At 60.2% G+C, this 25,557-nt stretch carries 23 protein-coding genes; 16 read left to right on the top strand and 7 right to left on the bottom strand.

Annotation, left to right across the window (positions count from 1 at the left end; all coding sequences use genetic code 11):
- Window positions 1-122: 122 nt before the first annotated feature.
- Window positions 123-1,304, bottom strand: coding sequence for an acetoin utilization protein AcuC (locus CIC07_RS14935; protein WP_076355041.1), 1,182 nt, complete (start codon window positions 1,302-1,304; stop codon window positions 123-125).
- Between the two features lie 19 nt (window positions 1,305-1,323).
- Window positions 1,324-1,956 (bottom strand): GNAT family N-acetyltransferase, encoded by a 633-nt coding sequence (locus CIC07_RS14930; protein WP_076355043.1) that lies wholly within the window; start codon window positions 1,954-1,956, stop codon window positions 1,324-1,326.
- A gap of 270 nt (window positions 1,957-2,226) precedes the next feature.
- On the opposite strand from CIC07_RS14930, the gene acsA reads away from it, so the two are divergent.
- Window positions 2,227-3,948, top strand: a complete 1,722-nt coding sequence (gene acsA, locus CIC07_RS14925; RefSeq protein WP_076355045.1) for an acetate--CoA ligase — start codon at window positions 2,227-2,229, stop codon at window positions 3,946-3,948.
- A gap of 137 nt (window positions 3,949-4,085) precedes the next feature.
- Here acsA and CIC07_RS14920 read toward each other — a convergent pair whose 3' ends face one another.
- Window positions 4,086-7,196, bottom strand: a complete 3,111-nt coding sequence (locus CIC07_RS14920; RefSeq protein ID WP_076355047.1) for a transglycosylase domain-containing protein — start codon at window positions 7,194-7,196, stop codon at window positions 4,086-4,088.
- 542 nt (window positions 7,197-7,738) lie between these two features.
- Here CIC07_RS14920 and tyrS point away from each other — a divergent pair.
- The 3 genes from tyrS to CIC07_RS14905 all read left to right on the top strand — a co-directional run bounded on the left by tyrS (window position 7,739) and on the right by CIC07_RS14905 (window position 11,240).
- Window positions 7,739-9,031, top strand: coding sequence for a tyrosine--tRNA ligase (gene tyrS, locus CIC07_RS14915; RefSeq protein WP_076355049.1), 1,293 nt, complete (start codon window positions 7,739-7,741; stop codon window positions 9,029-9,031).
- A gap of 114 nt (window positions 9,032-9,145) precedes the next feature.
- The gene (locus tag CIC07_RS14910; RefSeq protein WP_076355051.1) at window positions 9,146-9,670 is read left to right on the top strand and encodes an NfeD family membrane protein; all 525 of its coding nucleotides are present in this window, start codon (window positions 9,146-9,148) and stop codon (window positions 9,668-9,670) included.
- A 10-nt stretch (window positions 9,671-9,680) separates the two neighbouring features.
- Window positions 9,681-11,240: a flotillin lipid rafts scaffold protein FloT gene (locus CIC07_RS14905; RefSeq protein ID WP_076355053.1), complete on the top strand. Its 1,560-nt coding sequence runs from the start codon at window positions 9,681-9,683 to the stop codon at window positions 11,238-11,240.
- A gap of 99 nt (window positions 11,241-11,339) precedes the next feature.
- Here the strand turns inward: CIC07_RS14905 and rpsD are convergent, their stop codons facing one another.
- Window positions 11,340-11,939, bottom strand: coding sequence for a 30S ribosomal protein S4 (gene rpsD, locus CIC07_RS14900; protein WP_076355055.1), 600 nt, complete (start codon window positions 11,937-11,939; stop codon window positions 11,340-11,342).
- A 291-nt stretch (window positions 11,940-12,230) separates the two neighbouring features.
- Between rpsD and CIC07_RS14895 the strand changes: the two genes are divergently transcribed.
- The 4 genes from CIC07_RS14895 (at window position 12,231) to CIC07_RS14880 (ending at window position 15,014) form a co-directional block, all read left to right on the top strand.
- Window positions 12,231-12,977, top strand: coding sequence for a hypothetical protein (locus tag CIC07_RS14895; RefSeq protein ID WP_076355057.1), 747 nt, complete (start codon window positions 12,231-12,233; stop codon window positions 12,975-12,977).
- A gap of 93 nt (window positions 12,978-13,070) precedes the next feature.
- Window positions 13,071-14,186, top strand: a complete 1,116-nt coding sequence (locus CIC07_RS14890) for an aminopeptidase (protein WP_076355059.1) — start codon at window positions 13,071-13,073, stop codon at window positions 14,184-14,186.
- A 126-nt stretch (window positions 14,187-14,312) separates the two neighbouring features.
- Window positions 14,313-14,555: an HPr family phosphocarrier protein gene (locus CIC07_RS14885; protein ID WP_021878361.1), complete on the top strand. Its 243-nt coding sequence runs from the start codon at window positions 14,313-14,315 to the stop codon at window positions 14,553-14,555.
- 162 nt (window positions 14,556-14,717) lie between these two features.
- Window positions 14,718-15,014 (top strand): Fpa/YlaN family protein, encoded by a 297-nt coding sequence (locus CIC07_RS14880; protein WP_076355061.1) that lies wholly within the window; start codon window positions 14,718-14,720, stop codon window positions 15,012-15,014.
- A gap of 89 nt (window positions 15,015-15,103) precedes the next feature.
- Here the strand turns inward: CIC07_RS14880 and cax are convergent, their stop codons facing one another.
- Window positions 15,104-16,180, bottom strand: a complete 1,077-nt coding sequence (gene cax / locus CIC07_RS14875) for a calcium/proton exchanger (RefSeq protein WP_076355063.1) — start codon at window positions 16,178-16,180, stop codon at window positions 15,104-15,106.
- Window positions 16,181-16,353: 173 nt separating this feature from the next.
- Here cax and CIC07_RS14870 point away from each other — a divergent pair, with 173 nt between their 5' ends.
- On the top strand, window positions 16,354-16,743 hold the full coding sequence (locus CIC07_RS14870) for an Asp23/Gls24 family envelope stress response protein (protein ID WP_076355065.1): 390 nt from the start codon (window positions 16,354-16,356) through the stop codon (window positions 16,741-16,743).
- 51 nt (window positions 16,744-16,794) lie between these two features.
- On the opposite strand, the gene ftsW is transcribed toward CIC07_RS14870, so the two are convergent.
- Both ftsW and CIC07_RS14860 read right to left on the bottom strand, forming a co-directional pair.
- Window positions 16,795-18,000 (bottom strand): putative lipid II flippase FtsW, encoded by a 1,206-nt coding sequence (gene ftsW, locus CIC07_RS14865; protein WP_076355067.1) that lies wholly within the window; start codon window positions 17,998-18,000, stop codon window positions 16,795-16,797.
- A gap of 13 nt (window positions 18,001-18,013) precedes the next feature.
- Window positions 18,014-18,361: a YugN family protein gene (locus CIC07_RS14860; protein WP_076355069.1), complete on the bottom strand. Its 348-nt coding sequence runs from the start codon at window positions 18,359-18,361 to the stop codon at window positions 18,014-18,016.
- Between the two features lie 269 nt (window positions 18,362-18,630).
- Here CIC07_RS14860 and CIC07_RS14855 point away from each other — a divergent pair, with 269 nt between their 5' ends.
- The 7 genes from CIC07_RS14855 to CIC07_RS14825 all read left to right on the top strand — a co-directional run bounded on the left by CIC07_RS14855 (window position 18,631) and on the right by CIC07_RS14825 (window position 25,373).
- Window positions 18,631-19,788, top strand: coding sequence for an amidohydrolase (locus CIC07_RS14855; RefSeq protein ID WP_076356912.1), 1,158 nt, complete (start codon window positions 18,631-18,633; stop codon window positions 19,786-19,788).
- 97 nt (window positions 19,789-19,885) lie between these two features.
- Window positions 19,886-20,323, top strand: a complete 438-nt coding sequence (locus tag CIC07_RS14850) for a CBS domain-containing protein (RefSeq protein ID WP_076355071.1) — start codon at window positions 19,886-19,888, stop codon at window positions 20,321-20,323.
- Window positions 20,324-20,477: 154 nt separating this feature from the next.
- Window positions 20,478-22,133 carry a DNA repair helicase XPB gene (locus CIC07_RS14845; RefSeq protein ID WP_076355073.1) on the top strand — a complete coding sequence of 552 codons (1,656 nt, stop codon included), beginning with the start codon at window positions 20,478-20,480 and terminating at the stop codon, window positions 22,131-22,133.
- Window positions 22,130-23,887, top strand: a complete 1,758-nt coding sequence (locus CIC07_RS14840; RefSeq protein ID WP_139334412.1) for a hypothetical protein — start codon at window positions 22,130-22,132, stop codon at window positions 23,885-23,887. The genes CIC07_RS14845 and CIC07_RS14840 overlap by 4 nt, the downstream gene beginning before the upstream one ends.
- Before the next feature lie 86 nt (window positions 23,888-23,973).
- Complete coding sequence (locus tag CIC07_RS14835; protein WP_307721783.1) at window positions 23,974-24,435, top strand: YlbF/YmcA family competence regulator; 462 nt, start codon at window positions 23,974-23,976, stop codon at window positions 24,433-24,435.
- Window positions 24,435-24,740, top strand: coding sequence for a YlbG family protein (locus tag CIC07_RS14830; protein ID WP_234992895.1), 306 nt, complete (start codon window positions 24,435-24,437; stop codon window positions 24,738-24,740). The genes CIC07_RS14835 and CIC07_RS14830 overlap by 1 nt, the downstream gene beginning before the upstream one ends.
- A 195-nt stretch (window positions 24,741-24,935) precedes the next feature.
- A complete protein-coding gene (locus CIC07_RS14825; protein WP_076355077.1) occupies window positions 24,936-25,373 on the top strand; it encodes a hypothetical protein in 438 nt (145 codons plus the stop codon).
- The last annotated feature ends 184 nt before the right edge of the window (window positions 25,374-25,557 follow it).

The following is a 25,557-nucleotide window of genomic DNA, read 5'->3' as shown; positions in this document are numbered from 1 at the left end:
AGCCTCGTTCTTCCCTTTGGAAGAATGGGGCTTTTTTCACTTGCGCCGAAGATCCTTCCAGAACGACTGCAGGGCTCCGTTCAGAGACGGGAACGTCGTTCTTGCCGGGAGGGACGCGGCTGCTAGAAGTCCTGCACGGCCAGTTCCCAGGCGGCGCGGTTCTGCAGGCGGATTTCCTCGCGCCGCGGCATAGGCTCCCAGATGTCGAGAGGATCGAGCCAATGTTCCGGCAGCGGCTCCGGACTTAGCGGCTGCCAGCGGCGCAGCCATTGCTCCGGAAGCGGAGCCGGGGAGGAAGGAGCGGCAGCGAGCCGGCTTGACAGCTCATGACCGGACATCGCCATCCAGACGAGCGACCAGGCTCTTGGAACGACTTTCCATAAATCGTATCCGCCGCCTCCGAGAGCGACCCAGCGTCCGCCGCAATGCTCGTGGGCGAGCTCATGGATGATGCGGGGCATTTCCAGGTAGATCCTCATGCTGCAATGAATATGGGAGAGCGGATCGAAGGCATGCGCGTCGCAGCCGTGCTGGCTGACGATGAGATCCGGCTTGAACGCCCTGGCCACGCGAGTGATCGATTCCGAGAACGCCTCCAGCCACGATTCATCCTCCGTGTAAGGCTGCAGGGGGATGTTGCAGCAGGCTCCATATCCTTTGTCGAGGCCCTTCTCATGCGTGAAGCCGGTTCCGGGGAACAGGTACTTGCCGGTCTCGTGGATGGAATACGTGAACACGTCGGGATCTTCATAGAAAGCGTACTGGACTCCGTCCCCGTGATGGACGTCCGTATCGATATAAAGAATCCGCGCCTTGTATTTATCCTTCACGGACGCGATGGCCACGGCAGCGTCGTTGTAGACGCAGAAGCCGGAGCCATGGCCCGGAAACGCATGATGCAGGCCGCCTCCCATATGGTAAGCATGCAATGCCCGTCCCGACATGACGGATTCGGCTGCAAGGATGGAGCCGCCGCTAATGGCGGCGGCGGCCTCGTGCATGCCCTCGAAGTAAGGCGTATCCTCCGTCGTCAATCCATACCGGGCTGCCAGGGCGAGGGAATCGGGCCGAGGAGCCGGAACACTGAGCTTGCGGACCGCATCCATATAATCGGCGCGGTGGATCCGCTCCAGCTCGAGGCGCTTCGCGGAAGGCGCTTCCATAATCATGTCGGGAGAAAGAGCGCCGGCCGATTCAAGCAAGGAGCCGGCAAGCTCCAGACGAAGCGGATTGAAGGGATGCTCATCATTGAATTTATACCGGCTCGCGCCGGATGAACGGATGAATAGGGCTGTATCCTTCATGATCTTCCTCCTGAGAGCGTCAATACATGAACCGCTGCCTGAACCGGACCCGGTCGAACTGCTCCACGGAATCGAGCGGAACCTGCTTGCCGATGCGGACCATCAGGCAGTTGGCCGGATGAGAGCAGATTTCGGGATCGTCCGTCGCATACCAGACCATGCCGACGGACTTCATCAGCTTCTCCATCATGGAGCGGTATTCCCAGATGCCGAGTCCCGTTCCTTCCAGATCCCAATGCCAATAATACTCAGTCGTATAAATAATGCTGTTTTCCAGCTGATTCTCCATGAAGGCGAGCTGGATCATTTTCTTGCCCAGCCCGACCGAGCGGTATTCGGCGGCGACTTCGACCGCCCCGAGCTCGATGAGATCGTCCATGCCGCCTTCCGACCAGCGCTCCAGCTCGTCCGGATAGTGGAAGGTCACATAGCCGACGACGACCTCGCCGTCCCGCGCTGCAATGATGCGGCCTTCCGGCAGGCCGGCGATCTCCACCAGGGCGGTCTGCTGCTCGGCCGGCCGGCGGAATGCGTTCAGTCCCGGATGCATCGTCCAGTCCGCCAGGCGGCCGGGCTCGACGGGACCCTCTATATCCAAGCTTCTGCCTTGAAAAGGTATCGTTTGGGAATGGTAACGCTTGATATGTTCCAACGTTATCGCTCCTTCAAGCTTCTAGTGGCCAAGCGGCAAGCCGCCTTTGCCTCTTATCACTTATAGCAGAAAAAAGTAGGGATGAAAAGGACGGTCCTTCCGCAAGAGGGGGATTTTTCAAGCGGAAGGGGTAAATTTCGATAGAAGTAGGCGCATACATTTCCATTATGCTATACTAGTAAGCGACATGAACCGCGTTTCACCCTGTGTTTGAAAGCGCATCCGATTTCCATCTGCCCTAAAAGACGACGACTATGGAAGGTGATTAGCATGTCGATTGACCATCAGGAAAAGCTGGCTGTAACCGCGAAATCTCCCAATATGGCCGATTACGAGCAATCGTACCGGGACTTTGACTGGAGCGAGGTGGAGAAGCATTTCACCTGGCACGAGACCGGCAAGGTCAACATGGCGCATGAGGCGATCGACCGCCATATCGGAGAAGGCAGAGGGCAGAAGACCGCTCTGCATTACAGCGACCCGGAGCGGGATGAGTCCTATACATTCGAGGAGCTCAGCCTGCTGTCGAACCGCTTCTCCAACGTACTCCGCAAGCACGGCCTCGCCAAGGGAGACCGGCTTTTCATTTTCATGCCGCGCACTCCGGAGCTTTATGTAGCCCTTCTCGGCTCGCTCAAGACCGGAGTCGTCGTAGGACCTCTTTTCGAGGCCTTCATGGAGACGGCGGTCAAGGACAGGCTCGCGGACAGCGGAGCGGTGGCGATCGTGACGACGCCGGCGCTTCTTCCGCGCATCAAGCGCGACGAGCTTCCCGAGCTCAAGCATATCTTCGTCGTCAGCCCGTCGGAGAACCCGGAGGGCACCATTTCCTACCACGAGGAAATGAAGGCGGCTTCCGACGAAGCCGAGATCGAATGGGTGGACCGCGAGGACGGACTTCTGCTCCACTATACTTCCGGGTCTACCGGCAAGCCGAAGGGCGTCTACCACGTCCATAACGCCATGATCCAGCATTACCACACCGGCCGGGTCGTCCTTGACCTCAAGGAAGACGACGTCTACTGGTGCACGGCCGACCCGGGCTGGGTGACGGGAACGTCCTACGGCATTTTCGCGCCATGGCTCAACGGAGCGAGCAATGTCATCCGCGGCGGACGATTCAGTCCTCAGGACTGGTACACGACGATCCAGCGCTACGGCGTCACGGTATGGTACAGCGCCCCGACCGCCTTCCGGATGCTGATGGGGGCAGGAGACGATGTGTCGACCCAGTTCGACCTGTCCTCCCTGCGCCATGTGCTCAGCGTCGGCGAGCCGCTGAACCCGGAAGTGGTCCGCTGGGGGCTCAAGGTGTACGGCCAGCGCATCCATGATACATGGTGGATGACCGAAACCGGCGGCCAGCTGATCTGCAACTATCCGGCGATGGAGATCAAGCCGGGCTCCATGGGCCGCCCGCTGCCGGGCGTCCAGGCCGCGATCATCGACGATTCCGGCAACGAGCTGCCGCCGTTCCAGATGGGCAATCTGGCGATCCGCACGCCATGGCCGTCCATGATGCGCGCGGTCTGGAACAATCCTTCCAAGTACGAGGAATACTTCCACATTCCGGGCTGGTACATTTCCGGAGATTCGGCTTACCGGGACGATGAAGGCTACTTCTGGTTCCAGGGACGGATCGACGATGTCATCAACACCTCCGGCGAGCGCGTCGGCCCGTTCGAGGTGGAGAGCAAGCTCGTGGAGCATCCGGCGGTCGCCGAAGCCGGCGTCATCGGCAAGCCCGATCCGATGCGCGGCGAGATCATCAAGGCGTTCATCTCGCTGCGCGAAGGCTTCGAGCCTTCCGACGAGCTGAAGGCGGATATCGCCCGCTTCGTCAAAATCGGCCTGTCGGCGCATGCATCGCCGCGCGAGATCGAATTCAAGGATAAGCTTCCGAAGACGCGCAGCGGCAAAATCATGAGGCGCGTACTCAAGGCTTGGGAACTGAATCTGCCGACAGGCGATCTTTCCACCATTGAAGACTAAGCAAGAATCAAGCTGCCTCCCGGTCATTTCCCGGGAGGCTGTTTTTTCAGACTTAGCAGGACTGCAACCAAAAAAAACCGCCCCTGAGGGGCGGTTTTTTGGTTGGGGCAGACAGGCCGAGAAGCCTGCCTGATCGATCAGGAGCCGTAAACGACGGCTGAAGAGTAAGGCGAAGCTCCGGCGGCGTTGACCGCATTGATCCGGTACGTGCCGGCCGTGCTGGCCATCATAGCCGAGAAGCTGTTCGTCGTAGCGGACCCGATGCTTTGGTAGTTCCCGTCATTGTTGGGGCTGTAGTACACCTCATAGCGGGTGACTCCCTCCGTATCGGCATTCAAGGTCCAGCTCAGCTTGACGGTCTTGCCGTCGACGGATACATCCAGACCGGCAGGAGCGGAGGGAGGAGCCGCTCCCGGAGCTGTCGCGCCCGTGTCCGGAGGCGTGACGCCTCCGGGGTTGTCGGTGCCGGCGCCGCCGTTGTCGCCGCCTTGGCCCGTATCGCCTGGAACACCGGGAAGGACTGCGCCAAATGGGCTTACGGTCGTGCTTGGGGCCGACTCATGGCCGCCAACATCCACTGCGGTCACGTAATAGGACGACAGCAGGGAGCCGGAATGATCCGAGAAGGACAGCTTGCTGCCCGTCAGGACGGATTCTCCATGCTTGCTGAAGCCGAGTCCTTGCGAGCGGTACAGCCGGTAGCCGACGACATCCTTCTCGGGGCTTGCCGCGAAGGAAATCCGGTAAGCGCCGTTCACCGCTTCCAGCGATACGTTCGATGGAGCGGAAGGAGCGGCGCCGTCGTCTTGACGCGGATCGACCATCGTCGGCGCGTCGTCGGTCGCATCCTTGGGGATGAAAGCCGACAGCGGCCTGCGGTATTCGGCCGGCATAGCTTGCTGAGCTTTGCTGATTTCATCCATGAGCTCGCCAAGCGGCTTTTCCCTCTTGATGACGGTCTTCGTGAAGACGAAGTCGGATGGAGTCGTGTCCTGGGCGATATAATTGACGCCATTGTACGTAATGAACGACATGCTGCCGAGAACGTTGTCCACTTTGGTCGGGACGTATTTCTTGTTGAACCAGTCGGTGACGAGCAGGCCGCGGGAGCGGATCAGATCGCTCGGCAGCATCCCGCTGACGGTAGAGACGGTCGCCTTGACGAGTCCGTCCGGTTTGGGGAACGCCTCCGTCTTGAACAGCTCGGGCCTGTCGGCGACCGTCTGGTTCATGATCTCGGTCCAGAGCGAGCGCGCCCTGGAATGGGAGTCCTTGAGGAGCACGTTCTTCTGCTCCTTGTAGCCGGCCCATACGCCCAGCGTGATGTCCGGCGTGAAGCCCATGAACCAGACGTCGCCGTAGCTCTGGGTGGAGCCGGTCTTGCCCGCGATCGGAATCTTGCCGTAGGATTTGAAGGTACTCGTCAGGCTGTGGGCCGTGCCGCTTGCATCCGAGATGACCGTGCGCAGCATGTCCGTCATCAGGAAAGCGGTCTGCTCGGAATAAACGCGCTTCGGCTTGATCTCGTGCTGGTAGACGATATGGCCTTCCGAATCGACGATCTTGCTGATCATGAACGGCTCATTGTAGACGCCGCCGTTCGGAATGGTCGCATAGGCATCGGTCAGCTCTTCCACGGTCACTCCCTTGCTCAGGCCTCCAATGACACCCGTTTGTGCGTTGTCGTCGCTAGGCTGCAGGGTCGAGATGCCGAGCGAACGGGCGAAATCCCAGGCTTTCGGAATCGTCACCTTGTCCAGGAACAGCTTGAGGGCCGGCGTGTTCAACGAGCGGTTGAGAGCTTCCCGTGCCGTAACGAGGCCGTTGAACTTCTTGTTCGCGTTCATCGGGATATGGAAGCCCTTCTGGCCGTCCTTGAGAATGATCGGCGAGTCGTCGATGACGCTGGCCGGCTGGACGAGCCCGGCCTCGAGCGCCGGCAGATAGGCGCCGATCGGCTTCATAGCGGAGCCTGGCTGGCGCGTCATCTGCGTCGCATAGTTCATCTGCTCGATGTTGAAGTCGCGCCCTTCCATCATGCCGAGCACGGCGCCGCTGCGGTGGTCGATCATGATGGCTGCGGCCTGCTCGGGGCCTTTGGTCTTGCTGGCTGGTCCGAAGTTGTCCGGGTTGCTCGCGACTTCGCGCATGTTGTTGTAGATCACCTTGTCGATCGTCGTGAACACCCGGTAGCCGGAGCGGAGCAGCTGCTCGCGCGCGCTGGCCAGAATTTCGGCGTTTTCCGTCTTGGCCAGATCGCTCTTCTTGAGATTCGGGTTCTGCTTCATGGCGAGAATCGTTGCCGCTTCCCGCTCCGTCTCGAGCATCAGATAAGGGAAGGTGTTGTACGCCTTCTCCTTATGCGGGGCTAGCGTGCTCTTGAGATCGAAGGCGATCGCCTCGTCGTATTGGGCCTGGGTGATGCGGCCGGTGACGAGCATGCGGGACAGGACGATCTTCTGCCTCGCCGTGGCTCTCCGGAATCCGTCCGGGTTGAACACGCCCTTGCCGTTGAAGGCCGAATAGGACGACGGAAGCTGCGGAAGGCCTGCCAGATAGGCGGATTGAGCCAGATTGAGCTTGCTGAGATCGGAGATGTTGAAGATTCCGATCGCCGCGGATTTGATTCCGTACAGATTGTAGCCGGAAGAACCGTTGCCGAACGGCATTTTGTTCAAATAAGCCGCGAGGATCTGGTCCTTCGTCAAATATCTCTCCATCCGGATGGAGAGCAGGATTTCCTTGACCTTGCGCGCATCGGTGCGGTCGAGGCTGAGGAATACCCTTCTTGCCACCTGCTGGGTGAGCGTGCTGCCGCCGGTCTGGCTGCTTTCATTGAGCAGCTTCTGCTTGACGGCGCGTCCGAAGCCCATGTAGTCGATTCCGATATGGGAATAAAAATTGCTGTCTTCCGTCGACAACAGGGCGTCGATGACGGATTGCGGGATGTTCTGCAGGTCGACGAGACGCCTGTCCTCGTCTGTTCTGAGTTGTCCTACGGGGGTTGTCCCGTCGTTGAAATAAACGAAGCCGGTCAGGGCATTCTCGTTGACCATGGCTTCCAGCTCGCTGCCGGGCCGGACGGGATCGTCCTTGACCAGGGCGGCCACATATCCGGTCGCGATGCCGCCGGCAAACAATGCGCCGGTAATGCCGAAGATGATCAGCCATTTCGCCGTGATCCACACGACGAGACCGAACGTCCTCCAGCCGCTGCGCCCGGGAGCTTGTTCATGCTCTTGAGCCATATGTACCTTTCCTCCTCCAAGTAAGCACAGCTATTATAGCACATGTCGCCGGAACCCGGCACCAGATGTCATTTCCATCGTTGAAATCTTCCCCATTCCGGCAATTGCTGCCGAAGCTTGGAAGTTGACACTCCTGGCGGGGCATGATATAACATGCAAAACGATTCCGCACGGCTCGGCCGAGCCTGCGGACCATACGGCCAACGGCGTGGATGGGCATCCAGTAGCCGGACGGCAGGCGTTCACAGAGACCCGGTGGCAGGTGCGAACCGGGACGCCCCGTCCGCGTGAATTACAGTCCTGAGCCGGCCGGGGGAACCGCGGGCTGCCAGCCCGGCGCGTAGCCCGGTCCCGGAAGCAGCCTTCCGTTATGCACAACGAAGTGGGAATCCATTTGGCTTTGCTTGTCTTAGCATGCGCAGGCGGGGCGGATTCCAACAAGGGTGGTACCGCGAGCTGATCCTTCTCGTCCCTTCGGACGAGAAGGATTTTTTGCGTTTTCAGCGCCATGGGCGCACATCGGAGAAAGGGGAGCGAAGAAAATGAATCAGCAGGAGAGCAAGGAGCGGAACGGACAGCGTCCCGGATCGAAGCTGACTTCGGAGCAGCGGCAGGAGGTAGCGCGGCAGCTGGCGATTCTCGCGAGGGGAACGGCTGAAATCATTCCGGAGAGCGGTCTCCGGGAGAAGCTGGAGGAGTCGGTGGCGACGGGCATTCCGCTGAAGGTGAAGCTGGGACTGGATCCCTCGGCTCCGGATATTCATATCGGCCATACTGTCGTGCTCCAGAAGCTGCGGCAGTTCCAGGAATGCGGACACGAGGTCCAGCTGCTCATCGGGGACTTTACCGGCCGGATCGGCGATCCGTCGGGCAAGTCGGAAACCCGCAAGGCGTTGTCCGAGGAGGATGTCAGGCACAACGCCCAGACGTACAAGAACCAGATCTTCAAAGTGCTCGATCCGGAGCGGACGACGGTCTGCTTCAACTCCGAATGGCTGTCGCCGCTCACCTTCAATGAAGTCATCGGCCTCGCGGCCAAGTCGACGGTTGCGCGCATGCTGGAGCGGGACGACTTCACGAAGCGGTACAGATCCAACCTGCCGATCAGCATCCACGAGTTCTTCTACCCGCTTATGCAGGGATACGATTCGGTCGCGCTCGAGACGGACATCGAGCTGGGCGGGACGGATCAGAAGTTCAATCTGCTCATGGGCCGGAGCCTGCAGAAGGAATACGGCAAGCGGCAGCAGACCGCCATCACGATGCCGATCCTCGAAGGGCTCGACGGCGTTCAGAAAATGAGCAAGAGCCTCGGCAATTACATCGGCATCCAGGAGGAGCCGGAGCAGATCTTCGGCAAAGCGATGAGCATGCCGGATGGCCTCATGCCCAAATATTTCGAGCTGGCGACGGATTTGGACTCGGATCGCTTGGCCGCCGTGGCATCGGGCTTGGAGGACGGCACCCTGCATCCAAGGGATGCCAAGCTGATGCTGGCTCACGCGCTCGTCCGCCTGTTCCATGGATTGGAAGCGGCTGATTTCGCCGAGTCTCGGTTCCGGGCGGTATTCTCGGAAGGCGCCTTGCCGGATGATATCGAGGAAGCTGTCCTGCATGCGGCAGAGCTTGAGGATGGCAAGATCCGGCTCGTAAAGCTCCTCACCGTCCTGGATCTGCTGCCGTCGGGCAGCGAAGCCCGCCGAAGCGTCCAGCAAGGAGCCGTCAAGCTCAACGGGGCGAAGCTGGAGGATGTCTCCGCGGTCGTGGAGCCGCGCGAAGGGGATGTCCTGCAAGCCGGCAAACGGCGCATGGCCCGGATACGGATCCAATTGTAAGGGCGGTCCGAAATTTTCGACAAGAAAATGTCTAAGTTGTGAAACAAATGGCCGATTGCAGCGTATAGAGTACCGGGCAGTTAACATTAGATGCCAAATATGGGGAGGTGCGGGATGGAAACGGTTTACCTGTCATGCCTAGCCTTCGGTGTCCTTTTCGCCATCGTAAGCGTGGTGTTGGGGGATATACTGGGCTCTTTCCTGGACGGGGCGCTCGATTTCCTGTCTGTGGACGGTCATCATATTTTCCAGCCGGCCGCCGCTGCCGGCGCCGTTACGGCATTCGGCGGAGCGGGACTTATGATGGAGAAGTATTCGAGCCTCCCGGCCTCCGGCATTGCGCTCCTGTCCGTCCTCGCTGCGGCGGCATGCTCCTTGCTCGTGTTCTTCCTGTATGTGAGGCCCATGCAGAACTCCGAATCCACTTCGGGATACTCCTTGCAGGAGCTGGGCGGATCGATCGGCGAGGTGCTGACGGCCATTCCGGCCCATGGATGCGGCGAAGTGCTGGTCCGGATCGGAGCGGGAGTGACGAACCACACGGCCGAGAGCTTTGACGGCACCGATATTCCAACCGGAAGCAAGGTCGTCGTCGTCGAAGTGAAGCCGGATGCCCTGGCGGTATCCATTTTGAAATGAGAGAGGGGAAATGGGTTTGATTCCAGATTATTTGGTTATTCCTGCTATCGTTGTCGGCGTCATTGTCGTATTGGGTCTTGCCTTCTGGGCTAGGTACAAGACGGTCAGTCCGGATGAGGCGATGATCGTCACGGGTACGTTCCTCGGAGCGAGCAACGTGGCCTCCGACGAGTCGGGCCGCAAAATCAAAATCGTCCGCGGAGGAGGCGCCTTCATCCTGCCGGTGTTCCAGCGGGCGGAGTTCCTGTCCCTCCTGTCCATGAAGCTGGACGTATCCACTCCGGAGGTCTATACGGAGCAGGGCGTGCCGGTCATGGCGGACGGAGTCGCCATCATCAAGATCGGCGGCTCGATCGAGGATGTGGCGACGGCGGCCGAGCAGTTCATGGGCAAGCCGGTCGAAGCTCTGAAGTCCGAGGCCCAGGAAGTTCTCGAGGGCCATCTGCGGGCGATTCTCGGTTCCATGACGGTGGAGGAAGTGTACCGCAACCGGGACCGTTTCGCGCAGGAGGTCCAATCCGTAGCGGCCAAGGACCTCAAGAAGATGGGCTTGCAGATCGTCTCCTTCACGATCAAGGATCTCCGCGACAAGCACGGCTACCTCGACGCGCTCGGCAAGCCGCGGATCGCCGCGGTCAAGCGGGATGCGGAAATCGCCGAGGCGCAGGCGGTGCGCGATGCCCGGATCCAGAAAGCTCAAGCCGAGGAGGAAGGGCAGAAGGCGGAGCTGCTGCGCGATACGAATATCGCAGAGGCTTCCAAGGAGAACCAGCTCAAGGTCGCTTCCTTCAAAAAGGATCAGGATACGGCCAAGGCCGACGCCGACCAGGCGTATACGATCCAGGAGGCGCGGATCAAGCAGCAGGTCGTGGAGGAGCAGATGAAGGTCGAGCTCGTCCGCAAGGAACGCGAGATCGACCTCGAGACGAAGGAGATCCTTCGCCGCGAGAAGCAGTATGATTCCGAAGTGAAGAAAAAAGCCGACGCCGATCGTTATGCGGTCGAGCAGGCGGCCGAAGCGGAAAAGGCCAAGCAGATCAACGCGGCGGACGCCACGAAGTATCGGATCGAAGCCGAGGCCCGCGCCAACGCGGAGCAGAAACGTCTGGCAGGCCAGGCGGAAGCAGACGCCCAGCGGGCCAAAGGTACGGCCGAAGCCGAAGTCATCCGGCTGCGCGGTCTGGCCGAAGCGGAAGCCAAAGAAAAGCTGGCGCAGGCGTTCGAGAAGTTCGGCGAAGCGGCCGTGCTCGACATTATCGTCAAGATGCTGCCGGAGCTGGCCGGCAAGATTGCCGAGCCGATCAAGGCCATCGACAAGCTGACGGTCGTCGATACGGGCAATGGAGCCGGAGCGGCCCGTCTGAGCAACTATGTGACGGATCTGATGGCGACAGCGCCGGAAATGCTGAAGAGCGTCGCCGGCATCGACGTCAACGCGCTGATGAAAAGTCTCACTTCCCGCGTTCCCGCAGCGGGCGTGAAGCCGGCGGCCGCAGATGTTCCGGCGCTGCCGGCCGATGCGGCAGCTGCGATGGCTGCGGCAGCCTCGGATGCAGCCGACAAGAAATAAGACGACTTGGATGCAGAAGTCATAAGGATAGAAAAAAACCCCCTTGCGGCAATTCGCAAGGGGGTTTTTCGGGTCTCTTCCGAGGAAGAGAAGCCGGTATTAACGGCTGTAGAACTCGACGATTTGCTTTTCGTCGATGTCGGAGCTCAGCTCGCCGCGCTCTGGCAGACGAACGTATTTGCCTTCCATGGCAGCTTCGTTGAACTCGATGTAGCTAGGAAGGTGGTGACGGCCTTCCATGGCTTCTTTGATCGATTTCATGCTGCGGCTGCGTTCGCGCAGGCCGATCACGTCGCCAGGCAGGACTTGGTAGGAAGCGATGTCGACTTTTTTGCCGTTGACCGTAACGTGGCCGTGGGCAACGAGCTGGCGAGCGCCCGGACGGGAGTTCGCGAAGGCAAGGCGGTAAACCAGGTTGTCCAGGCGGGACTCAAGCAGGAACATGAAGTTCTCGCCGGAGATGCCTTTCAGCTTGGAAGCCTTGTCGAACAGGTTGCGGAATTGCTTCTCGTTGACTCCGTACATGTGGCGGAGTTTTTGCTTCTCAGCCAGCTGCAGGCCGTAGCCGCTCACTTTTTTGCGTTGGTTCGGACCGTGTTGGCCCGGTGCGAAGTTGCGCTTGAGTTCTTTGCCGGTGCCGCTCAGGGAAATGCCGAGACGACGGCTGAGTTTAAACTTGGGACCTGTATAACGTGACATATTGGGTGTAACTCCTTCTTCAAATGGAATGTTTGAAAAGGGTCCAATGATTTCGCCGGATACTGCATGGACATGGACAAGCCATGACCCCGAAGGACTAGTTCAGCCGCTGGCCCTCCAGCTGCAGCACCCCATGAGGGTGTCACAAAAATCTTGGCCTATATTCAAAAACTAATTTTATAGGAATCAGGCATCCAGTGTCAAGCCGAAACCCGTTGCGGACAGCTGGATTCGCATATTATTTGTTTCGGGTTGGAAATGCTAGTGGAAACGAGCGGGAGGTGGAATGACATGGGATGGAAGCGGGCGGGAACGTTCGCCGCCGGAACGGGCGCGATTGTGGTTATGGCCTTGGGCGGCTGCGCGGCGGTGCAGGCAGACCGAACGCCGGAGGAGCTGTTCAGTCTTGCCGTGTCGGGGCTGGCGGCTCAGGACAGCTACAGCTTCAGCGGCTTCTCCACGTCGGCCGGCAGCTCCGCGCCCAAGACGCAGTTCAAGGGAGAGGTGCAGCGGCATGAAGGGGTCCGGCTGCTGGAGAGCAGAGAGGGAGAGGCGGGCGTGCTGGAAACCGAAGGCGGAATTCCGGCCGGATATGATCCGGCATGGCTGCTGGGCCGGCTGCTGGACAGCAAGGCGGCTGTCGGCCTGGATGCTGCCCGATCGGAGGGAGGCCGCGCCGTGCTCGTCATCCGCCCGAACCCGGCGGAAGCCGGGAGCATATGGCGCAGCCGGCTTCAGGAGCAATGGAGCCGAATCGCGAACAGCTCCCCGGAAGACAGCGGGGTCTGGGGCAGGCTGGACGGCCCCCGGCGGGCCGAGCTGAAGCGGGAATGGAACGAGGAGCTTGTACGCAGCTCCGGACAGTGGCAGGAAATGATGGAATCCTTATCCGCGGATTCCTCCTATACTCTCGTCGTCGACCGGAGCCGGCTCGTGCCTTTGAAATTGGCTGAAAATGCGGATCTTCATTATAAATCGGGCGGGAACAAAGCGGATGAGCAGAGAAAGACGGAGTTCCTGTTCCATCTGGATCATTAGCACAATAACGCATAACCGTGCAACAGAAGCGGCGTTCATGATAGGATGGTTCGCGTAAAAAGTTTTTTAGACCGAAGGGAGATTCAACCGTTCATGCGTGATCCTAGACTTCAAACACTCGCCGCGAACCTGGTGAGCCATTCCGTCCAAGTGCAGCCTGGCGAGAACATCCTGATCGACTTGATCGGAAGCGAGCTTGAGCTCGGCAAGTGCCTCATAGAGGAAGTGGTCAAGCGCGGCGGCCGTCCATTCGTGGAAACAAGCGACCGTTCCATCCTGCGTTCCCTGCTGCAAAATGCCTCCAAGGAGCAGATCGAACTGTGGTCCAAGCTCGACCAGGAAAGAATGAGCCAGATGCAAGGCTACATAGGCGTCCGGTCCGGAGAGAACGTCAACGAGCTGGCCGATGTGCCGGAAGAAAGCATGAGGCTGTACCAGCAGCTCTACTCTCATCCGGTCCACTCCGAAATCCGGGTAAAGCGCACGAAATGGGTCGTGCTCCGCTATCCGAGCGCCTCGATGGCGCAGCTCGCCAAAATGAGCACCGAGGCTTTCGAGGACTTCTACTTCAATGTATGCAATCTGGACTACAGCAAGATGGAAGAAGCGATGACGCCGCTCAAGCAGCTCATGGACCGCACCGACCGCGTACGCATCACCGGCCCGGGCACGGATCTCAGCTTCTCCATCAAGGGAATCGGATCCGTGAAGTGCGCGGGCGAGCGCAACATTCCCGACGGCGAGCTGTACACAGCTCCGATCCGCGATTCCGTGCAAGGCACGATCACGTACAACACGCCCAGCGTCAATTCCGGCGTGACCTTCGACAACATCTCCTTCACGTTCGAGAACGGACGCATCGTCAAGGCGACCTCCAACAACACCGACCGCATCAACGAAATTCTCGATACGGACGAAGGAGCGCGTTATATCGGCGAGTTCAGCCTCGGCTTCAATCCGTACATCCTGCATCCGATGAACGATACGCTGTTCGACGAGAAGATCGCGGGCTCGCTGCACTTCACGCCGGGACAAGCGTACGAGGAAGCCGACAACGGCAACCGTTCCGCCGTCCATTGGGATCTCGTCCTCATCCAGCGTCCGGAATACGGCGGAGGAGAAGTGTATTTCGATGACGTGCTGATCCGCAAGGACGGCATCTTTGTTCTGCCGGAGCTCGAAGGCCTGAATCCGGACGGCTTGAAATAAATCCGCTGCGTTTGTCCGGCCTTGATTGAGGTTAAATTTTACATGTTCCATCTTGAATGGGCATCCTGATTCAGTTATGATGAAGGAAACGTTTTCTTTATCGACTTCTTACAAGGAGGAATCCCTATGTCCAACAATGCGGCTATCGTAGAAATTTCTCAAATTGCCAGCCGGTTCCGCTCATCGATCGTTCTTCAAGCCGACAACAAGTACATCGATGTGAAGAGCATCCTGGGCTTGTTCACGACGTTGGTCGGAGGCCATTCCTATGAGCTGCACGTTCACGGGCCTGATGCCGACGAAGCGAAAGCAGCCCTTTCCGAGGCTTTCTCGAAGCATAACCTCGACGTGAAAGTCATCGGCGAGTAACTTCATTTGGCAGCAACCGGTAAGCCCGGCCGCGCATGCGGCCGGGCTTATTTTCATGGTCGGGTTCCCGCAATGACCTTGTGTATTGGACAGAGATCGTCTAATATTAAAGATACTATCGTAACATGAAGACGGCGAGACATCCGCACAGGGGGGGAAACTATGTCTTCACCGGAAGTCCTGGTCCATCTGCATCAGAAGGCGGTTCAACTGCTGCAGGATGACGCGAACAAAATCGAGAAGCTGATTGAGGTTCAGATGGAGAATCTTGCTACCCGCAAGTGCCCTCTGTACGAAGAGGTCCTCGATACCCAGATGTACGGCTTCTCGCGGGAAGTTGACTTTGCCGTAAGGGCGGGGCTTATCGAAGAGGCGGCTGGCAAAGCGATCATCAGCCGGCTAGAGCGCAACCTTGCCCAACTGTATGAAGCGCTGGACCAAAAGTCCCAGCTCCTATAGCAGCCAGCAACGGTGGCTTCCCGGCCATCCGCAGCAAAAAGGCGCATCCCCCGCGGCCGGCGGGAGATGCGCCTTTTTGCTGCGCGCTCCTAGACGAGGAAGAAGGCGAAGCCAAGAATGATATAAACCATGATCAGCAGGAAGCCTTCATACCAGTTGGTCCTTCCGTCGCTGGAAACCGCTTTGGCGATGAATACCGCGACCGCAATGGAAGCCAGCTCGATCGGGGTGAAGACGATGTCCATCGTCGGACCGAACAGGCCGCTGATCAGCACGAGCACCGGGGCGACGAAGAGTGCGATCTGCAGGCTGCTGCCGACGGCGATTTCCACCGCTGCGCCCATCTTGTTTTTGAGCGCGAGCATGATGGCCGCGCTGTGCTCGGCGGCATTGCCGACAATCGCGACGACGAAGGCGCCGATGAACAGCTCGGAGAGGCCGAAGCGGGCCGACACCTCATGCAGCGTTCCGACAAGCCATTCGCTGACGAAGGCGACCATGACGGTGGCCACGACCAGATAGAGGATGGAGCGGCCTTTGCTCCAGGCGGGCTCTTCGTGGTGGCTGTCCGCCGACGCATCGGCCTTTTCCTCCATGTCGGAGAGCATGTTTTTGTGCGTGACCATGGAGAAGACCAGCCAGAGCAAATAGCTGACGATCAGAATGATCGCGACCGTGATGCTGAGCACCTTGTCCGCCTGTACGGAGAAATGCTCCGCTGCGACGAAGATGGCCGGCACGATGAGGGCGATGACGGCCATCACCATGAGCGTCGAGTTGTGGGTGGCCAGCTGGACGTTGTAGCGCTGCTCCTTGTACTTGAGTCCGCCCAGGAAAATGCTGAGGCCGAGCACCAGCAGCAGGTTGCCGATGATCGAGCCGGTCAGGCTCGCTTTGACGGTCTCGAAGGAGCCTGCCCGAACGAGGAAAATCGCGATGATCAGCTCGGCTGCGTTGCCGAAGGTGGCGTTGAGGAAGCCGCCGAGGCGCTGTCCCGCATAATGCGCCACGGACTCGGTGGCCTGCCCGAGAAACCCGGCCACGAAGATGACGGAGATGGCGGAGACGACGAATTGGAACATTTCGTTCCAGTGGGCGTAATGGGCGATTCCGCTCAATACGAAGCTGACGATCAGCCCGGCGAAAAACAGTTGACGACGACTCAAGCAGCGGCACCTCGATCATTTTGGGATATGTAATACGGCAAAATCTGTATCTTAATATACCCATCCTGCAGGGAAAAGTAAACGCTCGGAATGAAGCGTGCTTGTCTTGCATTCGGAAGAGAACATCCCTTACAATGGAAGAAAGAGTGGATTCATTGAAGGAGTTGAACGTGATGGCGGAAGACCTTCAAACTGGCTTGATCCGGATCTCGGATGACGTTGTCGCTACCATCGCCGGACTGGCGGCGCTTGAGACCCCGGGAATCGCTGCGATGTCGGGCGGCATATCCGAAGGTCTCGCCAAGAGGCTCAGCGGAAAGAACGCCCAGAAGGGCGTATCCGTCGAAGTCGGCCAGCTGGAAGCGGCCGTCGATCTCAGGGTAATCGTCCAATACGGCATTCCGATCCAGGAAGTATGCAGGCAGCTGCAGCTGAATGTCCGGGAAGCCGTAGAGAATATGACCGGGCTCAATGTGGTCGAGATCAACGTCAAGGTGGATGGCGTCCTGTTCCGGGATGAACCGGTGGAGGAAGCCGGAACCGGCACGGCAAGGCTGAAATGAAAGAAGGAGCCGCTCGTGAGAGCGGCTCCTTCTTTCATTTGACCGATGCGGCTACGAATTCGCCTGCCGGCCGACTGCGCGAAGCGGGCTGTCCGTCGCGCGCTTCGCCGCCGCAGGCTGACGGTTGGCTTCGCGGCTGATGCTGAGAAGCACGCCGACGGACATCAGGCTCGCCAGCAGGGAAGAGCCTCCATAGCTGATGAACGGAAGCGTGACGCCGGTCAGCGGAATCGCATTGGTGACGCCGCCGATGTTGATGAATGCCTGCACCGCGAACAGGGAGACGATGCCGGCCCCCACGACCGTGCCGTAAATATCGGGACAGCGCAGGGCGACGATCAGGCCGCGCCAGAGGAAGAGCAGGAATACGATCAGGAACAAAGTGCTTCCGATGAAGCCGAGCTCTTCCCCGATGATGGCGAAGATGAAGTCGTTGTAGGCGAACGGCAAGTACTGGACCTTCTGGATGCCGTGACCGAGGCCGGCTCCGCTGAATCCGCCATGGCCGAGCGCCATCAGCGAGCGGGCGACCTGATAACCGTCTCCCAGGGAGTCGGCCAGCGGATCCTGATAGCTCGTGAACCGGCTGATCCGGTATTCCCACTTCGTTGGCGAGATGAGGAAGGCTACGGCTCCGACAGCGGTCAGGACGATGCCGCCGAAAAAGGCGGAGGCGGCCAGCTGGCGCAGGTTGGCTCCTCCTGCGACGATCATCAGGAAGGCGCAGGCCGATATGACGAGGCAGGAGCCGAGATCCGGCTGCAGCATGATCATGCCGCATACGATGCCGACGATGACGATGACCGGCACGAGCCCTTTTTTGAAGCTGCGGAACCGTTCGCCTTTCTTGGCGATCAGAGTGCCGAGATAGAGGATGAGCGCCAGCTTCGCGAATTCCGTCGGCTGTACCGCGAACCCCATCACATTGAACCAGCTTCTTGCCCCGTTGATCTCTCTCGCCACGAACGGAACGATCATGAGCATGAAAAAGACGGGGAGAAAGAACAGCATGAACCCGCGCTTGAACACCTGATAGCGGAAATTCATCACCACCAGCATGATGGCCGTCCCGAGAGCGGCGAACAGGAATTGCTTCTTCAAATAATAAAGAGGATCATTTCCTGCAGTCCGGCTGACGGCGGCCGTGCTGGAGCTGGAGCTGAACACCATGACGAGACCGAAGCCGACAAGCGCCAGCGTCAGAATCAGGAGCAGGAAGTCCGGCCTGCCGCGGCGGCCCTCCGGATTGACCTTCATGGTTGGCTGTCACCTACTCGGAAAGCTTATTTTTGAGGTCGGCGAGCTTCTGCTTGGCAGCGCTCAGAATAGGCTGGGGCACGGCGGACTCGTATTCGAGGCCGTGCGGGAAAGTGGCTCGTCCGATATAGACGGATTCAACGGTGAGCACGGCTGCCGGGTTTTCCAGCTTGCCTTCGACGGCCCGCGTGCTGATCCGCAGGAAATATTCGTCGTTCGTGCCGCGGTCGACGAATTTCAGATCGTATGTAGCGCGGTAGTATTCCCATTGCCAGCGGACGAATCCGAGGCTCTCGGCGCTTTCGTCAAGGTGGGCCAGATCGCTTTTCAACCCGTTCAAGCCTGAATTTTCAATTAACATGGGGGAAATCCTCCTCAGCAGCATGGCAAAGACTGTATTCCCTTTCATATTAGTATGTTTCCAAAGCCAGTGCAACCCTGCGCGGCCTGTGTAGCGAGCGCCGCGGCAGACTCGTCTACCCCGGCGGTGCCCGCATCTGGTACACTACAAGAACAGCAGGAAGATTATAAACGGCCGCTGCGGGAGCCGCCTCGAGCGCCCCGGCATGCGGCAAGGAGGGCAACAGCTTGAATCGAGACCATACCGCCGCGGCGGACAAGCTTCTGGAAATGTATCCGCGCATGGTAAGCGACCGCCGCCATCTGCACCGGCATCCTGAAATAAGCTTCCGGGAGGAGCATACATCCGCCTGGATCGGAGACCGTCTGGCAGAGATCGGCTGCGCCGCTGTCCGCAAGGGAGTCGGAGGCTACGGATTGATCGTCGATCTGAAAGGCAGCCATCCGGGTCCCGTAATCGCGCTGAGAGCCGATATGGACGCTTTGCCGCTCCAGGACCTGAAGGAAGTGGAATACCGCTCCCAGACACCGGGCGTCATGCATGCTTGCGGGCACGACGCCCATACGTCCTCGCTGCTGGCGATCGCGGAATATTATCATTCGCTGGACGGCGGCTTCAGCGGAACCCGCAGGCTGCTCTTCCAGCCCGCGGAGGAGCTTACTCCGGGCGGCGCGCTGCCGATGATCCGCGATGGAGCGCTTGAAGGCGTCGACGTCATCTACGGCGTGCATCTCTGGACGCCGGTCCAAGCCGGCACGGTCAGCATCCGCGGAGGCGCATTCATGGCCGGCGTGGACGAGTTCACGATCGAGATCACCGGCAAAGGCGGGCATGGAGGGATGCCGGAGCATACCCGCGACACGATCGTCGCGGGGTCTGCGCTCGTCCAGGCCCTGCAGTCGGTCGTAAGCCGCAATGTCAGCCCTCTCGACACGGCGGTCCTTTCCATCGGCTCTTTCCAGGCCGGAGAAGCGAGCAATGTCATTGCCGGCCACTGCCGGCTGAAGGGAACGGTGCGCACCTTCGACAAAGGCGTGCGGGACCTGATGCGTCAGCGCATCTCCGAGCTCGTCCGGCTCGTATGCGCCGGATTCGGCACCGAGGGGGAGATGGATTACCGGGAGGGCTACCCTCCGGTCGTCAACGACGAGCTGGAGGCGGCCCGCTGCCTGGCTGCGGCGGCAGAGCTGTTCGGAGACGGGAATGTCCGCGAGTCCGAGCTGATTACGGCAGGCGAGGACTTCGCGTATTATCTCGAACAGGTGCCGGGCTGCTTCATGTTCGTCGGCGCAGGCAACCCGGAGGCGGGGGCGGTCCATCCGCATCATCATCCGAGATTCGACCTCGACGAAAGCTCGATGCTCCAATCCGCCCGGCTGATGATCGGCTGCGCGGAAAACTATGCGGCCGCGTTCTCCCGTGAATGACCTTATGGCGACATGCGCACGATAAGGAAACAGCCGGGCTTCCCGTGCTGGAAAGCAGGACGGAACGAACCGGGCAATTCCTTGGGAGGTCATGCGCATGCCACTTGCGGTATCACAGATCATGAGCAAGCCCTGCATCACTGCTACGCTGAAGGACAATGTGTATGAACTGGCCGTGCTGATGAAGGACCATGGCATCGGCTTCGTTCCGATCGTCGAGGGAGAGAGGCTGGTCGGAGTGGTGACGGACCGGGATCTTGTCGTGCGGGGGTACGCCGTCAAGCATTCCGGCTCCACCGCCGTAATCGAAGTCATGACGCCGAACCCGGTCACGCTGAGCCCGGAGGACACTGCCGAGGAAGCGGGCCGCCTGTTCGCGGAAAAGGAAATCCGCAGGCTGCCCGTCGTGGAAGACGGCCGCTTGATCGGCGTTGTCGCGATCGGTGATCTCGCCGTGCGCGACAGATTCGCGGATGAAGCGGGACAAGCGCTGAGCGCCATCTCCGAGGCGGCTCCGTCCCCGTTCGTCCATTGACAGGCATAGGAATGGAAAGGCCGGCGTCCCTTCGGGGACTGCCGGCCTTTTTGCTCCTGTTCTCCCATGAACGGCCCAAGCGGCATAAAAAGGCTGAATTTTGCCCCATACTGTCAGCATTGGCAAGTGATGTGACAAAAGGAGGCTGGCTGACATGCTGAAGCGGAAAAGCGGCCCGCTTGTCGTGCTGGAGGACGGCACGGTGCTGCTGGACGATGCCCATCCCGGAGCCGAAAAGGCCAGGGAAGCGCTCGCGGGCTTCGCGGAGCTCGTCAAGCGTCCCGGCACGATGCATACCTACCGGATGACCCCGCTGAGCGTATGGAATGCTGCTTCCCAGGGCAAGCCGGCGGAAGAAATACTGGACTGCCTTGAAGCCAATGCGCGGTACGGGGTGCCGGGAGCGGCCGCAGGCAAAGTGAAGCAGTGGCTCAGCAGGTACGGGGAGCTGGAGCTGACCGCGATCGGGGGCGCGCTGCTGCTGTCCGGACCCGCCGCAAGGCTGCGGGAAATTACGGACGAGAGCATCGCTTCATGGGGAGCGGCCCGCGCAGCCGATGGCATCGCCGTTCCGGGCGAACGCCGGGGAGATCTGAAGAGAGAGCTGCTGCGGATGGGCATGCCGGTCGTCGACCATGCCGGCTACCGGGAAGGCGAGGCGCTCAGCATCGGCCTGCGCGGCGAGCTGCCCTCGGGCAAGCCGTTCCGGCTGAGGGACTACCAGCGGCAAGCGGTGGAGCGGTTTTGCCGGGACGGCGTCCAGGGAGCGGGCGGCAGCGGCGTCATCGTGCTGCCTTGCGGAGCGGGCAAGACCGTCGTTGGCGCCGCGGCTCTGGCCAGGCTCGGCTGCGCGACGCTGATCCTGACATCGGGTTCGACCTCCGTGCGGCAGTGGCGGCGCGAGCTGCTGGAGAAGACGACGATCGCAGAAGATGACATCGGCGAATATACGGGGGAGAAGAAGGAAGTGCGGCCGGTCACCATCGCCTCGTATCAGATTATGGGGCGCCGGGGCAGCGGAGGCCATATGGATCTGTTCAGCCGCAGGGATTGGGGCCTCATCATTTATGACGAGGTGCATCTGCTTCCGGCTCCCGTATTCCGGCTGACCGCCGAGCTGCAGGCGACGCGGAGGCTGGGTCTGACAGCGACGCTCGTACGAGAGGACGGGCGCGCCGAGGATGTGTTTTCCCTGATCGGCCCCAAGCTGTTCGAGCTGCCGTGGAAGGCGCTTGAGCGCGAAGGCTGGATCGCCGCGGTCAGCTGCCGGGAGGTGAGGGTGCCGCTGGCGGAGGAAGACGGGGCAACATACGATGCGGCGGGAGCCCGCACCCAGCTGCGGCTCGCCGGAGAAAATCCCCGCAAGGCGGAGGCGGTGCGCCGGCTACTGGAGAAGCATCCGGGGAAGCCGGCGCTCGTCATCGGCCAGTATCTGCGGCAGCTGTCCAGCCTCGGGAGGCAGCTCGAAGCTCCCGTGCTGTCGGGCAGCACGCCGCCCGAGGAGCGCGAGGAGCTGTACAGCCGCTTCAATTCCGGAAGCTTGCCCGTACTGGTCGTATCCAAAGTCGCGAATTTCGCGATCGATATGCCCGACGCGGCCGTCGCCATCCAAGTATCGGGGAGCTACGGCTCCCGTCAGGAGGAAGCGCAGCGGATTGGCAGGCTGCTGCGCCCGAAGGAAGATAACCGGGCTTACTTCTATACGGTCGTGACGGAAGGGACGAAGGAAACGGAATTCGCCCTGAAGCGGCAGCTGTTCATGATCGAGCAGGGCTATACGTACGAGATTGCGGAAAGAGGGTCATTATGATGGGCTCGGACAAGCCTTGGGAGCGCAGCAAAGCCGTCCGTCTCACCCCGGGACGCAGCGGTCCGGCGCATAGGCCGGAGCAGCCGGGCTCTGCCGGACCCTTCTCCGGAGCGGATCCGGAGGCGGAGATCTGGAGCCGCCTGAGTCCGGTCTCGAAGGATGTGCTCCGCTGCCTGCTGACGAGATTCGGCGTCCATCCGGCCGAGGAGGAGCGGCTGCTGGAGGAAGCCGCCGCAGGCTGCTGGTCGGGACTGGAGCTGCGCGCCGGCCTGTCCGGCCTGCAGGCTGCCGGAGCCGTTCAAGCGAGGCTGCGCTTCTGGGGAGAGCGCGCCGTCGCCGTGACGGCCGGCTCGTACTTGAACTGGGCGGCGGTCGCCTGCCCGTGGACTTCCGCGGAAGAAAAGCTGGCGCGCCGCAGCGCCGCGTCGGCAGTGAGCGGAGGCGGCGCTCTGTACAGCCGCGCTCTGCTGGGGGCTCTGGCGGAGCTTGCCCGGAGCGGACCGGTCCTCACCGTGAAAGGAAAGCTTCATCGGGGCACCGTCAAAGCTCTGGAGCAGGCAGCGGGCTTGAACCCCGAATCCTTTATCCGGCTGGATCCTTCCTTGAGGCTGGACTATCCCGGATCGGTCGCGCTCGTGCTCGACTGGTCTTTCAGCAGCGGCATATTGCGTCCTGGAGCAGCCTGGAGCTGGGATGTGCAGAAACTGCGGACATGGCTTGACGAGCCTCTGATGGAGCGGGAAAGGAGGCTGTTCCGATGGATATTGGATCGGGCCGTCCGCCATTCGGCGGAAGCGGCCGCCGCTGCGTCCGTCGTCTCCAGCCTGAGGGAGGATGTCTGGTACAGCGTGCCCAGGCTGGAGCTTCTATGCCGGTCCCGCTTCGGCTGGCCAGCCGGCCGTCCGGGCCGGGACAGCCCGGCACATGCCGGGCTGCTGGAATGGCTGGCGGGCTGCGGCTGGGCCGAATGGGGCGAGACGGAGCAGGGAAAGTCCTGCTTCCGGCTGCTGCTCTCTGCCGAAGGCCGCGAAGAGGAGGATTCGGATGGGGACGAGCCTCTTCTGCTGCAGCCTGACGGAGATATATGGGCGGGAGCCTGGACGTCGTATCGTCAGCTCTGGCCGCTGGAGCTGGCTGCCGAACGGGGAGAAGTGAGGGAGCTCACCGCCTACCGGCTGACAGAGAAATCCCTGAAAAGGGCGGCGGCGCTCGGCATTGGGGCGGGACAGCTGCGGGAATGGCTGTCCGGCGCCTCGGGAATGGCATTGCCGCCGCCGGTGGAAACGCTTCTGGCGCAAGGCTTGCCCGGGACGGGGAGCCGCAGCGCCCTCTTCGCCGTCGAGGAGAGCGGGGAAGAAGCAGCCGGACTCGCCGGCAGGCCTTCCTGGCAGTCGTCGGACCCTTCCTTGACCTTTGCCGCGCTCGAACCGGCGCCGCCGGCCGAGGTGCAGCCTGGGCTTGTCCTGCAGGCGGAGAAGCTGCCCGCTGCATGGACAGGCGTCCCGCGCAGCTATCGCCCGTCCACCTGCCGCCAGCTGCTGGAGAGCGCGGTCCGGCTGCATATTCCCGTGGAGCTTCATGACGGGGAAAGCGCCGGGATATTCGTACCGCTCCAAGTCCAGGGGGACGGCGACGGCTGGGCCGCGGAAGGCTTCTACCGGAAGGACAATGAGGCCCGAGTGCCGGCAATGCTGATTCCCGGCCAAGTCGGCCGAATACGGCTGCTCATGCCCGGAAATGCGGCCGCCCGCTGAAGGCGTCTACCGAAGCTCAATCGGGTATGCTATGATAGGAGCAAGCCGGAAGGAGACCTTCCCCGGCAGGAAGGAGTGGACCGATCTTGCAGCAGCTTGAGATTGCGGAGCAGACGCCGCTGGATATGGCGCCAGTCGTGCTCTGCGCCTATGAACTAGGCGATTACATCAACCAATCGGCCGAAGTGGCGGATTATTTATATTGGAAGAACGAAGTCGAACACAACCCGGAAGTCGCCTCGCTGAGGGCGAGATTCAACCGGGCGAAGGAATTCTTCTCCGAATGCGAGCGCTTCGGAAGGTTCCATCCCGACTACCATGCGGCCAAGGATAAGGTGAAGGCTGTCGAAGCCGAGATGGCGCAGGTGGAATGCATCCGCCGCTACAAGGAAGCCGAGGAGGTCGTCGATACGCTGCTCTATGACGTATCCCTGATGATCGCCGAATCGGTATCCGGCTCGATCAAGGTGCCGGGCAACAATCCGCTGCCGTCGGGCGGCTGCGGCGGAGGCGGCTCCTGCAGCTGCGGAAGCGGGGGGTGCGGCTGATGGAGCATTCCGAGTCGATGCCGGCCGTCGAAGCGGCTGCGTTCCCTGAACAGCGCACGGGCTACATCGTCTGGGTGAGCGACGTCAAGTCGGCCCGCAGCCTGGAGAAGTACGGCAACGTGCATTACATTTCGCGGCGGCTGCACTATGCCGTTATCTATATCGATTCGGGGCGCGAGGAAGAGACGCTGCGCAACATTCATCGCCTGCCGTACGTCAAGAAGACGGAACGCTCCCTCCGGAACGAGATCAAGACGGAATACACCAAGGAAAATCCGGATAAAACGCGTTTCTACAGCATGTAGATGCAGCGTCCGGCTTCGGCGGCTCAAGACCTTCGACCTCTGGCGGGCGGGGGTCTTTTTTCTTTTATAAAAACCCAAAATGTGACAATAATGGAGAGTCCTATTTTTTAATTTGAAATTGGAAATAGACATGGTAGAATAAACCTAATCATAAACTAGATATAAAGGCCTGCTTCCCAGGGAGGAGTGGACAAGATGAAGGATAGAACGACGGAACGCTGGAACACGTATGAGACGTTCCATGTTGAACTGGGCGATAAGCGAGTGGCGGATGTCATCATCACTCATCATGCGAAGCTCCGCTGGGCGGACCGGGTAGAGAGCGTCAAGACCGGTTTCGACGACATCGCGGATTATATCTGGCAGTGTCTCAAGCAAGGACGGATCGAATCCTATTACCGGAACGAAGAGGACGTCTACCTCATCGACGACGACCTGGTTTTCGTGGCGGAATTTAGCGATTCGGAGAAGGAATTCGATCTTGCCGGCACACCGCTCCAGAAAATGATCGTCGTCACATTTTTGGGAAGAATGTCGGAAACGATCGAGCTTAGGGACTTAAAGTCCTATTACTCCTGGCTGCGGCATTCCCGGCGCATGACCCTGATCAAAAATAGCCGCAAAAGGAAATGACATATTATACCAATTATTATGGATGTAGATGACAATAGTGGAAACGGGCTTTCTGCTCCTATGCGGCGAGGCCCGTTTTTTTCTATTTATACCGATAGTTATGTTTTATGCGCGGGTACGTTATAATGAACAAAAAAATGAGCGGGCAAGTCCGGCCGGCAGCCGAAGCCGGATCAGGCCGATG

This window comes from Paenibacillus sp. RUD330 (genome assembly GCF_002243345.2).
Lineage (GTDB): Bacteria > Bacillota > Bacilli > Paenibacillales > Paenibacillaceae > Paenibacillus_O.
Note: the sequence above shows the minus strand (reverse complement) of the source record. Positions and strands in the feature narration are given on the sequence as shown.

Coding starts and splice junctions, on each gene's coding strand:
- CIC07_RS14905 (WP_076355053.1), top strand. CDS start 9,681: ATGGGTTTGATTCCAGATTATTTGGTTATTCCTGCTATCGTTGTCGGC.
- CIC07_RS14850 (WP_076355071.1), top strand. CDS start 19,886: ATGCCACTTGCGGTATCACAGATCATGAGCAAGCCCTGCATCACTGCT.
- CIC07_RS14880 (WP_076355061.1), top strand. CDS start 14,718: ATGTCTTCACCGGAAGTCCTGGTCCATCTGCATCAGAAGGCGGTTCAA.
- CIC07_RS14895 (WP_076355057.1), top strand. CDS start 12,231: ATGGGATGGAAGCGGGCGGGAACGTTCGCCGCCGGAACGGGCGCGATT.
- rpsD (WP_076355055.1), bottom strand. CDS start 11,939: ATGTCACGTTATACAGGTCCCAAGTTTAAACTCAGCCGTCGTCTCGGC.
- ftsW (WP_076355067.1), bottom strand. CDS start 18,000: ATGAAGGTCAATCCGGAGGGCCGCCGCGGCAGGCCGGACTTCCTGCTC.
- CIC07_RS14860 (WP_076355069.1), bottom strand. CDS start 18,361: ATGTTAATTGAAAATTCAGGCTTGAACGGGTTGAAAAGCGATCTGGCC.
- CIC07_RS14935 (WP_076355041.1), bottom strand. CDS start 1,304: ATGAAGGATACAGCCCTATTCATCCGTTCATCCGGCGCGAGCCGGTAT.
- CIC07_RS14840 (WP_139334412.1), top strand. CDS start 22,130: ATGATGGGCTCGGACAAGCCTTGGGAGCGCAGCAAAGCCGTCCGTCTC.
- CIC07_RS14885 (WP_021878361.1), top strand. CDS start 14,313: ATGTCCAACAATGCGGCTATCGTAGAAATTTCTCAAATTGCCAGCCGG.
- CIC07_RS14890 (WP_076355059.1), top strand. CDS start 13,071: ATGCGTGATCCTAGACTTCAAACACTCGCCGCGAACCTGGTGAGCCAT.
- tyrS (WP_076355049.1), top strand. CDS start 7,739: ATGAATCAGCAGGAGAGCAAGGAGCGGAACGGACAGCGTCCCGGATCG.
- CIC07_RS14845 (WP_076355073.1), top strand. CDS start 20,478: ATGCTGAAGCGGAAAAGCGGCCCGCTTGTCGTGCTGGAGGACGGCACG.
- acsA (WP_076355045.1), top strand. CDS start 2,227: ATGTCGATTGACCATCAGGAAAAGCTGGCTGTAACCGCGAAATCTCCC.
- CIC07_RS14825 (WP_076355077.1), top strand. CDS start 24,936: ATGAAGGATAGAACGACGGAACGCTGGAACACGTATGAGACGTTCCAT.
- CIC07_RS14910 (WP_076355051.1), top strand. CDS start 9,146: ATGGAAACGGTTTACCTGTCATGCCTAGCCTTCGGTGTCCTTTTCGCC.
- CIC07_RS14830 (WP_234992895.1), top strand. CDS start 24,435: ATGGAGCATTCCGAGTCGATGCCGGCCGTCGAAGCGGCTGCGTTCCCT.
- CIC07_RS14870 (WP_076355065.1), top strand. CDS start 16,354: ATGGCGGAAGACCTTCAAACTGGCTTGATCCGGATCTCGGATGACGTT.
- CIC07_RS14855 (WP_076356912.1), top strand. CDS start 18,631: ATGTATCCGCGCATGGTAAGCGACCGCCGCCATCTGCACCGGCATCCT.
- CIC07_RS14920 (WP_076355047.1), bottom strand. CDS start 7,196: ATGGCTCAAGAGCATGAACAAGCTCCCGGGCGCAGCGGCTGGAGGACG.